Source organism: Flexivirga sp. (assembly GCF_051955415.1).
GTDB lineage: Bacteria > Actinomycetota > Actinomycetes > Actinomycetales > Dermatophilaceae > Flexivirga.
This window is the reverse complement of the sequence record NZ_JBQCGS010000101.1, coordinates 1-9,708: the sequence shown is the minus strand read 5'-3', so window position 1 is coordinate 9,708 and position 9,708 is coordinate 1. Positions and strand designations below refer to the sequence as shown.

The window sequence follows — 9,708 nt, the reverse complement described above, 5'->3', positions numbered from 1 at the left end:
CGGCGCCGCGCCCCCCCTGCCCGGGGGGGGGGGCGGGCCCGCCCCCCCCCCCCCCCCCCCCCCGCCCGTTGCCTTGCGAGGAGTCGAAGCAGAGACTCAGCGGGCCGCGCTGCCCTCGACGTAGTCGGTGTCGGTGTCGCTGTCCTTCAGCCAGCTCATCAGGCCACGCAGCTTCTTGCCGGTGGTCTCGATCGGGTGCTGGGCGGCCTTCTCCCGGAACGCCTTGAACTCCGGTGCGCCGGCGTCCTGGTCGTCGATGAACCGCTTGGCGAAGGACCCGTCCTGGATGTCGGCCAGCACGGCCTTCATGTTCTCCTTCACGTGCGGGTCGATGACGCGTGGGCCGGAGACGTAGTCACCGAACTCGGCGGTGTCGGAGATCGACCAACGCTGCTTGGCGATGCCGCCCTCGATCATCAGGTCGACGATCAGCTTGAGTTCGTGCAGGCACTCGAAGTAGGCGACTTCGGGCTGGTAGCCGGCCTCGGTGAGCACCTCGAAGCCGTACTGCACCAGTTGCGACGCGCCACCGCACAGGACCGACTGCTCGCCGAACAGGTCGGTTTCGGTCTCTTCGGTGAAGGTCGTCCTGATGCCACCGGCGCGCAGGCCGCCGATGCCCTTGGCGTAGGACTTCGCCAGGTCCCAGGCAGTGCCCGAGGCGTCCTGTTCCACCGCGACGACCACCGGGACGCCACGACCGTCGACGTATTCGCGGCGCACGATGTGCCCGGGACCCTTGGGTGCGACCATCAGCACGTCGGCGTCCGCCTGCGGCTTGATGTAGTCGTAGCGGATGTTGAAGCCGTGGCCGAAGACGAGTGCGGCGCCGGCGTTGAGGTTGGGCTCGATCTCCTCGGCATACAGGGTGCGCTGCACCTGATCGGGCGCGAGGATGACGACGACGTCCGCCTCCTTGACGGCGTCGGCGACGGGCAGCACACGCAGGCCTTCGTTCTCGGCCTTCTGCGTGGACTTGGAACCGTCGCGCAGGCCGATCCGGACGTCGACCCCGGAGTCACGCAGGTTGAGCGCGTGAGCGTGACCCTGGCTGCCGTAGCCGATGACGGCGACCTTCCGGCCCTGGATCACCGACAGATCGGCGTCGTCGTCGTAGTACATCTCGGCCACTGGAATCTCCTAATGTTGAATTCAATTGCTACAGAAAGTATTTCGAGGACTGTATGGCGCGTTGCTCGAGCTGGCGTCACGCGCTGCGGCGGCCGCGGTCGGTGATGGACTTGCCGCCCCGGCCGACACCGACCAGTCCGGACTGGACGATCTCGCGCACGCCGTAGGGGTCGAGCACCTCGAGCAACGCATCCAGTTTGCCGGGGGTGCCGGTCGCCTCGATGACCACCGCGTCGAGACCGACGTCGACCACGTTGCAACGGAACATCTGGGTGATCTGCACGATCTCGGCACGCGTGGCCGCGTCGCAGCGGACCTTGATCAGCACGAGTTCACGCTGTACCGACCCGGTCTGCTCCAGTTCGACGACCTTGAGCACCTCGATGAGCTTGTTGAGCTGCTTGGTCACCTGCTCCAGGGCGGTCTCGTCGACGTCGACGACGATGGTCATCCGGGAGACCTCGTCGTTCTCAGTCGGTCCCACCGCGAGTGAGTCGATGTTGAAGCCGCGCCGGGAGATCAGCCCGGAGATGCGCGCGAGCACACCAGGCTTGTCCTCCACCAGCACCGACAAGGTATGACGCGCCATCAGCGGCTCCCCTCTGCGTCGTCGTCGCGGTCCCACACGGGCGTCATCGCCCGTGCCGTGGTGACCAGGTCGTTGCTGACGCCGGCCGGGACCATCGGCCACACCATTGCATCGCGCTCGACCACGAAGTCGATCACGACCGGAACATCGTTGATCTCCAACGCTTTTGCGATGGTTGCGTCGACGTCCTCGGTCTTGTCGCAGCGCAGTCCGACGCAACCGTAGGACTCGGCCAGTTTGACGAAGTCGGGGATGCGCGATCCGACGGCGGTGTGTAGGTCGGTGTTGGAGTAGCGCTCGTTGTAGAACAGCGTCTGCCACTGCCGCACCATGCCGAGACTGGAGTTGTTGATGATCGCGACCTTGATCGGGATCTTGTTGATCATGCAGGTGGCCAGCTCCTGATTGGTCATCTGGAAGCAGCCGTCCCCGTCGATCGCCCAGACGACCCGGTCGGGTTCGCCGACCTTGGCACCCATCGCGGCCGGCACCGAGTAGCCCATGGTGCCCAGGCCGCCGGAGTTGAGCCACGCGTTCGGGCGTTCGTACTGCACGAACTGCGCGGCCCACATCTGGTGCTGGCCGACGCCTGCGGCATACACGGCGTCGGGTCCGGTGAGCGCGCCGATCCGCTCGATGACGTATTGCGGCGGGATCGCCGTCGCATCCTCGGCGGGGCTGTAGCCCAGGGGGTAGGTGTCCGCCCAGCCGCGGGTGCGCTGTTGCCAGGCGGTGAAGTCGCCGGCGCGACCGGACTCGTGGTCGGCACGCAGGGCGGTGATCAGGTCGGTGATGACGGCTTTGGCGTCGCCGACGATCGGGACGTCGGCGACGCGGTTCTTGGAGATCTCGGCCGGGTCGATGTCGGCGTGGATCACCTTGGCACCGGGGGCGAAGGACGGCAGGTGTCCGGTCACCCGGTCGTCGAAGCGGGTGCCGATGGCGATCAGCAGATCGGCCTTCTGCAGTGCCGTCACGGCCGCGACCGATCCGTGCATTCCGGGCATGCCCAGGTGCAGCGGGTGGCTGTCGGGCACGACGCCTCGAGCCATCAGCGTGGTGACCAGCGGGATGCCTGCCAGGTCGACGAGCTCGCGCAGCTCATCCGCGGCCTCGGCGCGGACGATGCCGCCGCCGAGGTAGAAGACCGGGCGCTTGGCGTCGCGGATGAGCTTGGCGGCGGCGCGGATCTGCTTGTGGTGCGGTCGCGTCACCGGGCGATAGCCGGGCAGACCGATGTCGGCGGGCCACTCGAAGACGGTCTTGCCGACGAGCGCGTCCTTGGTGATGTCGACCAGCACCGGACCGGGACGTCCGGTCGAGGCGATGTGGAACGCCTCCTTGACCGCACCGGCGATCTCGGCCGGGTCGGTCACCAGGTAGCTGTGCTTGGTGATCGGCATGGTGATGCCGCGGATGTCCGCCTCCTGGAAGGCGTCGGTCCCGATCGTCCTGGAGCTGACCTGGCCGGTGATCGCCACCATCGGCACCGAATCCATGTAGGCGTCGGCGATGGCAGTGACCAGGTTGGTCGCACCGGGACCGCTGGTCGCCATACAGACGCCGACGCGGCCGGTCGCCGAGGCATAGCCCTCGGCCGCGTGGCCGGCACCCTGCTCGTGACGGACCAGGATGTGGCGCACCTTGGTGGAGTCCAGCAGCGGGTCGTATGCCGGCAGGATCGCCCCGCCCGGCAACCCGAAGACGACCTCGACGCCGGCCGCCTCGAGCGCGAGCACGAGACTCTGCGCACCGGTCACATCCTGGGGCGCAGCCGGTTGCTTGACCGTCGGCGCAATGTCTGCCGGGGTGGGCGTATGCGTTGTCACCTTGTCGTCCTTAACTGTCGGAAAGCACCCTCGCGCATAAAAAAACCCTCATCCCGGAGTCCGGGCAGTGAGGGTCAGCGCGCGAGCCGAATGAATCAGCTTGCGCGCCTTGGAAGTACGAGAATTCGTGCCACCGCTCCAGTGTCGTGCGACCGCCATGGAGCGTCAATATTCTGAGATTGCAGTCTCAAAGTACGGACAGTGACCTAGGACACGCTGAACTGAGCGAGCCGGGAGGACGCCGACGTCATGGTGTCGGGATCGCGGGAACGACGATTCCCGGCCGGCGAGCCCGCGAGCCGGCCGGGAGGAGGAGTTGCCGCCGAAGACTCAGAGCACCGCTTGGAGGAATTTCCTGGTGCGCTCGTGCTGCGGGTCGGAGAACATCGCGTCGGGCGTGGCCTCCTCGATGATGTGACCGGAGTCGAACATCATCACGCGATGTGACACGTCACGGGCGAACTGCATCTCGTGAGTCACCAGCAGCATGGTGATGTCCGTGGTGTTGGCAACGTCCCGCAGTACGCCCAGCACGTCCCCGACGAGTTCCGGGTCGAGCGCCGAGGTGACCTCGTCCAGCAGCAGGATCTCCGGCTCCATCGCGAGCGCACGCGCGATCGCGACCCGCTGCTGCTGACCGCCGGACAGGCGCGTCGGGTGCTCGTCGGCCTTGTCACCGAGGCCGACCTGCTCGAGCAGCCCCTTGGCCTTCGCCCGCGCCTCGTCCTTGGACTGACCGAGCACATGGATCGGTGCCTCGGTGATGTTCTCGATCACCGACATGTTCGGGAACAGGTTGAACTGCTGGAAGACCATGCCGATCCGCTTGCGGATGGCGGAGACTTCCTTGGGCTTCATCGCGACGCGCTTGCCGGCGTCGTTCTTCCGGTGCGTGAGTGGGTCGCCGTCGACGTAGATGTAGCCGCCGGACAACTCCTCCAGTGTCATCAGCAGGCGCAGGATCGTGGTCTTGCCCGATCCGCTCGGGCCGATGAGGGTCACCCGTTCGCCCTTGGCGACCTGGAAGTTGAGGTCGTTGAGCACGACGTTCTTGCCGAACCGCTTCTCGACGTCGTCGAACGCCACCCTCGGGGTGCCCGCACCGCTGCCGGCGGGACGGGCCTGCGGACGGCGGTCCGCCCCCTTGGACAGGTCCGGTGCGCCCGGACCGTCGGTCATCTCAGTAGGCAAGCTTCTTCTCCAATCGGCGCATGAGTATGGCGGTCGGGTAGCTCGCCACCAGGAAGATCAGACCGGCGATGGTGAACGCCTCCAGATAGCTGAAGTGCGCCCCGCCGACCCGTTTGGCCTCGGACACCATCTCCGGCACGCTGATCGCGAGCAGGTACGGGGTGTCCTTGAACATCGCGATCGCCCAGTTGCCCAACGACGGCAAGGTGGCGCGCAGCGCCTGTGGGATCACCACCGCGCGCCAGGTGCGGCGCTGTGGCAGGGACAGCGCGGTCGCCGCCTCCCACTGCCCCTTGGGCAGGGACTCGATGCCCGCCCGGTAGGACTCGGCCATGTAGGTCGAGTAGTGCACCGAGAAGACCGCGATCCCGATCATGATCAGTCGGTGTCGGAGTTGATCCGGTCCGCTGGTGTGGGCGAGCCAGCCCCACGGTGTCACGATCCCGTAGGTGACGATCAGCAACTGCAGCGGCAGCGGCGTCATACGTATGACGCCCAGCACCCAGCCGAGCAACGCGCTCACGGGTCGCGGCAACTCGCGCAGTGCCACCGCCCACACGAGCCCGAGGATGGCCGACAGGATCGACGCGGCCACGGTGACGACCAGCGTCACTTGCAGGAATGCCTTGAGTAGGTCGGGGAACGCTTCGTGCGCAATGCTCCAGTCCCACGTCACCGATGACTGCATCAGGCCACCGCCTCCGCCGTCGCGCGGGTGGTCTTGGTGCGGGATGGCCGGATGCCCAGTCTGCGCTGCGCGCGGGCTTCCAGTCCGCGCAGGGCTGCAGAGAAGGCGAGCGCCACGAAGTAGTAGATGACGAAGGCGATCCCGTAGACGGTCCACATGTCGGCGCCACCCTTGCGCAACTCGTCACTGACGTACGTCAGGTCGTAGAGCCCGATGAAGTAGGCGATCGCGGTGCCTTTGACCAGCATGACCATCAGGTTGTTCAGCCCCGGCAGCATCAGCGCCCATGCTTGCGGCCAGATCACCCGTCGCACCTTCAGGATCCAGGGCATCGACAAGGCCGTGGTCGTCTCCCATTGACCCGGCGGCACGGCGTTCATCGACCCGCGCACGACTTCGGAACCGTAAGCGCCGTAGTTGAGCCCGAGGGCGAAGATCCCGAAGAGCAGCAGATGGGAGCCCCAGCCGAAGATCTGCGGGGTGACGTAGGCGAAGAAGAACAGTTGCACGACCAGGGACGTGCCGCGGAAGAACTCCACGATCACCCGGGAGACGCCGCGCAGCACGGCAGATCGGGACAGGGAGGCCAGCCCCAGCAGCACCGCGACGATGAACGCCACGATGCCGCCGAAGACCGACAACTCCAACGTGATGCGCAGACCACTCAGCAGATCCGACCAGTTGTTCTGCAACGTGTCGACGACACCCGTGGGTGCGATCGACGAGAACTCAGACACGATCAACGGGCTCCGGCCGTCGGATCATCTACTTGGCATCCGGCAGCTTGCCGGAGCACAGGTAGGCGGTGTCGGTGGTCTTGCCCTTGGGCCGTTCGGCCTCGGTGAAGCCGTACTTGCCGACGATCTCGTTGAACCGCTTCGGGTCGTCGATGATCTTCTTGAGTTCCTTGTTGTAGGCCTTCAGCAGTTCCGTGTCGCCCTTGCGGAAGACCGCCGCGCCGGCACCGATCTGCAGCTTGCCATCGACCGTCGCCGTGAACGCCTTGGTGACCTCCACCTTGTCCTGGGCGTTCTGCGTCTTGACCAGTGTGCGCAAGGAGATCGCGGTCAGCGCGAAGACGTCCGCCTGCCCGCTCTCGACCGCCTGCAACCCCTCCTCGGGAGATCCCACGGTCTGGGTCGCAATGCCCATCGTCTTGGCGTAGCCCTGCTCGACGGCGCCGTTCTCGGTCACCAGGTTGACCTTCTTGGCCTTGAGGTCCTGCATGGTGTGCAGATCCTTCGGGTTGCCCTTGGGCACCAAGAAGGCCGTCTCGTAGGTGATCTCCGGGTAGCTGAACGCGGCCTTCTCGCACCGCTTCGGCAGGATCGACATACCCGCGCTGACCTCATCGTACTGACCGGAGTTCAGACCCGGGATGAGGGCGTCCCACTCGACCTTCTTGCCCTCGACCTTGTTGATCCCCAGCTCCTTGTAGACCGCACGGTCCAAGGCGATCGTCGCGCCGTCGAGCTTGCCGTCCTTGTTGATGAAGCTGTAGGGGTTCTCACCGTTGATGCCGACGACGACCTTGCCGGCCTTCTTCAGCGAGTCCACGGTGGCACCCTTGTCGTCCTTCGAGCTCGAGCCGCAGCCGGCGAGGGTCAGCGCACCCGCGGTGAGTACAGCGGCAACGGCGGTTGCGCGTCGTGATCGCAGCGTCATGTTGTGGGCCTTTCGACACATGGGGAGCCACGCCGAGCGCACCTCCGGGTGAACGGGTTTTCGAGGCTATGTCGTGACCGCAGAACATTCCAACGACGCGAAAGCAGCCTGACCGGCCGCTGTTCGACAGCTCAATATCGTCCTTTCTGAGGCTCTGACCAGCGGAAACGACACATTGTCGACAAGTAGACGATACTCGCTGCAGGCGGTCGTCCGCACTCGATCTTCGTTATCACTTCGAGACGTTCGGGCCGGTTTTCGCCCTCATCTGTGTCGTGGATCACAGCCGGCACAGGGTTAAGGTGCGCCCATGCGTGTGCGACCGATCACCGACGACGAACTGCCCGACTTCATCGCCATCTCCATGCGGGAGTATGCCGAGCAGATGCGCACCATGGGAGGCGGACCTGCCGAGGACCTCGATCGGCAGACCGAGCACTATTTCCCCGGCGGCAGACTCTCCCCCGGGCACGCGGTGCTCATCGCCGAAGACGACGAAGGTCATCGCCTCGGGCGGCTCTGGATGGCACCGCGCGGCGAGAGCACGGACGTCGCGTTCGTCTACGAGGTCCAGGTCGAGGAACATGCACGCGGCAAGGGCTACGGCCGGCAGCTGATGCGGGAGGCGCAGCAGTGGTCCCGGGACAACGGTTAACGCACCCTCGCTCTGCACGTCTTCGGCGGCAACGACGTCGCCATCACGCTCTACGAGTCCATGGGCTTCGAGACCACCGATCGGCTGATGAAGCTCGACCTCTGAGGCATTGCCGGTCCGCGCCGGCCCGGTGAACCGCGGTCAGCGCGTCGGCACCTCACGGACCGCGCCGCGGTCCGCGGAGGTGGCCATGGCGGCATACGCCTGCAGTGCCTTGGTGACCACGCGGTCACGGGAGACGGGTCGCCACGGCTGGTCGGACGCCTCCATCTCGGCGCGGCGGCGCTGCAGTTCGGCGTCGTCGACCTGCACCTCCAGGGTGCGGCTCACCACGTCGATCAGGATCGGGTCGCCGTCCCGGACCAGGCCGATGACGCCACCGGCCGCCGCCTCCGGGGACACGTGACCGATGGACAGACCGCTCGAGCCGCCGGAGAAGCGGCCGTCAGTGACCAGGGCGCATTTCTTGCCCATCCCGGTGCCCTTCATGAAGGCCGTCGGGTGCAGCATCTCCTGCATGCCGGGCCCGCCGGCCGGGCCCTCGTAACGCACGACCAGCACCTCTCCGGGCTGGATGATCTTGTTGAGGATGACCTCGACGGCCTCCTCCTGCGACTCCACGACGCGCGCCGGACCCTCGAAGTGCCACAGCTCCTCCTCGACGCCGGCGGTCTTGATGACCGCCCCGTCGACGGCGAGGTTGCCGCGCAGGATCGCCAGCCCGCCCTCGGCGGTGTAGGCGTGCTCCTTGTCGTGGATGCAGCCGTTCGCGGCGTCGGTGTCGAGGTCGGCCCAGCGGTTGTCCGTGGAGAACGGCTCGATGGTGCGCACGCCACCCGGGGCGGCGTGGAAGAGCTCGACGGCCTCCTCGGTCGCCTTGCCGGAGCGGATGTCCCAGTCGTCCAGCCACTGGTCGAAGGACGAGGTGTGCACCGTGGTCACGTCACGCTCGAGCAGCCCTGCGCGGCGCAACTCCCCCAGGATCGCCGGTATGCCGCCCGCCCGGTGCACGTCCTCCATGTGAAAGAACGAGTTGGGGGCGACCTTGGACAGGCACGGCACTCGCCGGCTGATCTCGTCGATGGTGGCCAGATCGAAGTCCTTGACCTCGCCCTCCTGCGCCGCGGCCAGGATGTGCAGCACGGTGTTGGTCGAACCGCCCATCGCGACATCGAGCGACATCGCGTTGCGGAAGGCGGCCGAGGTGGCGATGTTGCGCGGCAGTGCCGAGTGGTCGTCCTGCTCGTAGTAGCGCCGCGCCAGGTCGACCACGACGCGCCCGGCCCGCTCGAAGAGCGCGCGACGCGCCGAGTGGGTGGCCAGCGTGGAACCGTTGCCGGGCAACGCCAGGCCGAGCGCCTCGGTCAGGCAGTTCATCGAGTTGGCCGTGAACATGCCCGAGCAACTGCCGCAGGTCGGGCAGGCGGAGTTCTCGACCGCGGCAAGTGCTTCGTCGTCGACATTGTCGTTGGCCGAGGCCGAGATGGAGGTGATCAGGTCCGAGGACGGGTGCACGACACCGTCCACCGAGACGGTCTTGCCGGCCTCCATCGGGCCACCGGAGACGAAGACGACCGGGATGTTGAGCCGCATCGCGGCGTTGAGCATGCCGGGGGTGATCTTGTCACAGTTGGAGATGCACACCAGCGCGTCCGCGGTGTGCGCGTTGACCATGTATTCCACTGAGTCCGCGATGATCTCGCGGCTCGGCAGTGAGTAGAGCATGCCGCCGTGACCCATCGCGATGCCGTCGTCGACCGCGATGGTGTTGAACTCGCGCGGCACGCCGCCGGCGGCGCGGACGCCTTCGGCGACGATCTCGCCGACGTCCTTGAGGTGCACGTGACCCGGGACGAACTGGGTGTAGGAGTTGGCGATCGCGACGATGGGCTTGCCGAAGTCGGAGTCGGTGAGGCCGGTCGCGCGCCACAGGGCACGGGCGCCGGCCGCGTTGCGCCCC

The 9,708-nt window shown here is 66.6% G+C and carries 9 protein-coding genes; 1 reads left to right on the top strand and 8 read right to left on the bottom strand.

Translation table 11 applies throughout. The annotated features are described in order from the left end of the window. Positions 1–96: 96 nt before the first annotated feature. The 7 genes from ilvC to ACTHL4_RS16060 form a co-directional block, all read right to left on the bottom strand. The gene (gene ilvC, locus ACTHL4_RS16090) at positions 97–1,131 is read right to left on the bottom strand and encodes a ketol-acid reductoisomerase (RefSeq protein ID WP_440283775.1); all 1,035 of its coding nucleotides are present in this window, start codon (positions 1,129–1,131) and stop codon (positions 97–99) included. A gap of 76 nt (positions 1,132–1,207) precedes the next feature. Next, on the bottom strand, positions 1,208–1,720 hold the full coding sequence (gene ilvN, locus ACTHL4_RS16085) for an acetolactate synthase small subunit (protein WP_440283774.1): 513 nt from the start codon (positions 1,718–1,720) through the stop codon (positions 1,208–1,210). Further along, the gene (locus ACTHL4_RS16080; protein ID WP_440283773.1) at positions 1,720–3,549 is read right to left on the bottom strand and encodes an acetolactate synthase large subunit; all 1,830 of its coding nucleotides are present in this window, start codon (positions 3,547–3,549) and stop codon (positions 1,720–1,722) included. The genes ilvN and ACTHL4_RS16080 overlap by 1 nt, the downstream gene beginning before the upstream one ends. Positions 3,550–3,879: 330 nt before the next feature. Further along, positions 3,880–4,728 (bottom strand): ectoine/hydroxyectoine ABC transporter ATP-binding protein EhuA, encoded by an 849-nt coding sequence (gene ehuA / locus ACTHL4_RS16075; RefSeq protein ID WP_440283772.1) that lies wholly within the window; start codon positions 4,726–4,728, stop codon positions 3,880–3,882. 1 nt (position 4,729) lies between these two features. Next, the gene (locus ACTHL4_RS16070) at positions 4,730–5,428 is read right to left on the bottom strand and encodes an amino acid ABC transporter permease (protein ID WP_440283771.1); all 699 of its coding nucleotides are present in this window, start codon (positions 5,426–5,428) and stop codon (positions 4,730–4,732) included. Next, a complete protein-coding gene (locus ACTHL4_RS16065) occupies positions 5,428–6,165 on the bottom strand; it encodes an amino acid ABC transporter permease (RefSeq protein WP_440283770.1) in 738 nt (245 codons plus the stop codon). Before ACTHL4_RS16065 ends, ACTHL4_RS16070 begins: the two co-directional genes overlap by 1 nt. Before the next feature lie 28 nt (positions 6,166–6,193). Beyond that, positions 6,194–7,093 carry a transporter substrate-binding domain-containing protein gene (locus ACTHL4_RS16060; protein ID WP_440283769.1) on the bottom strand — a complete coding sequence of 300 codons (900 nt, stop codon included), beginning with the start codon at positions 7,091–7,093 and terminating at the stop codon, positions 6,194–6,196. Between the two features lie 310 nt (positions 7,094–7,403). Here ACTHL4_RS16060 and ACTHL4_RS16055 point away from each other — a divergent pair, with 310 nt between their 5' ends. After that, positions 7,404–7,748 carry an N-acetyltransferase family protein gene (locus ACTHL4_RS16055; protein WP_440283768.1) on the top strand — a complete coding sequence of 115 codons (345 nt, stop codon included), beginning with the start codon at positions 7,404–7,406 and terminating at the stop codon, positions 7,746–7,748. Between the two features lie 141 nt (positions 7,749–7,889). Here ACTHL4_RS16055 and ilvD read toward each other — a convergent pair. After that, positions 7,890–9,708: dihydroxy-acid dehydratase (ilvD, locus tag ACTHL4_RS16050; protein ID WP_440283767.1), on the bottom strand; the 1,819-nt coding region annotated here is incomplete at its 5' end.

What these genes read in the sequence shown, in the direction of transcription:
- ilvN (WP_440283774.1), bottom strand. Translation starts at nt 1,720, where the DNA reads ATGGCGCGTCATACCTTGTCGGTGCTGGTGGAGGACAAGCCTGGTGTG.
- ehuA (WP_440283772.1), bottom strand. Translation starts at nt 4,728, where the DNA reads ATGACCGACGGTCCGGGCGCACCGGACCTGTCCAAGGGGGCGGACCGC.
- ACTHL4_RS16070 (WP_440283771.1), bottom strand. Translation starts at nt 5,428, where the DNA reads ATGCAGTCATCGGTGACGTGGGACTGGAGCATTGCGCACGAAGCGTTC.
- ACTHL4_RS16060 (WP_440283769.1), bottom strand. Translation starts at nt 7,093, where the DNA reads ATGACGCTGCGATCACGACGCGCAACCGCCGTTGCCGCTGTACTCACC.
- ACTHL4_RS16055 (WP_440283768.1), top strand. Translation starts at nt 7,404, where the DNA reads ATGCGTGTGCGACCGATCACCGACGACGAACTGCCCGACTTCATCGCC.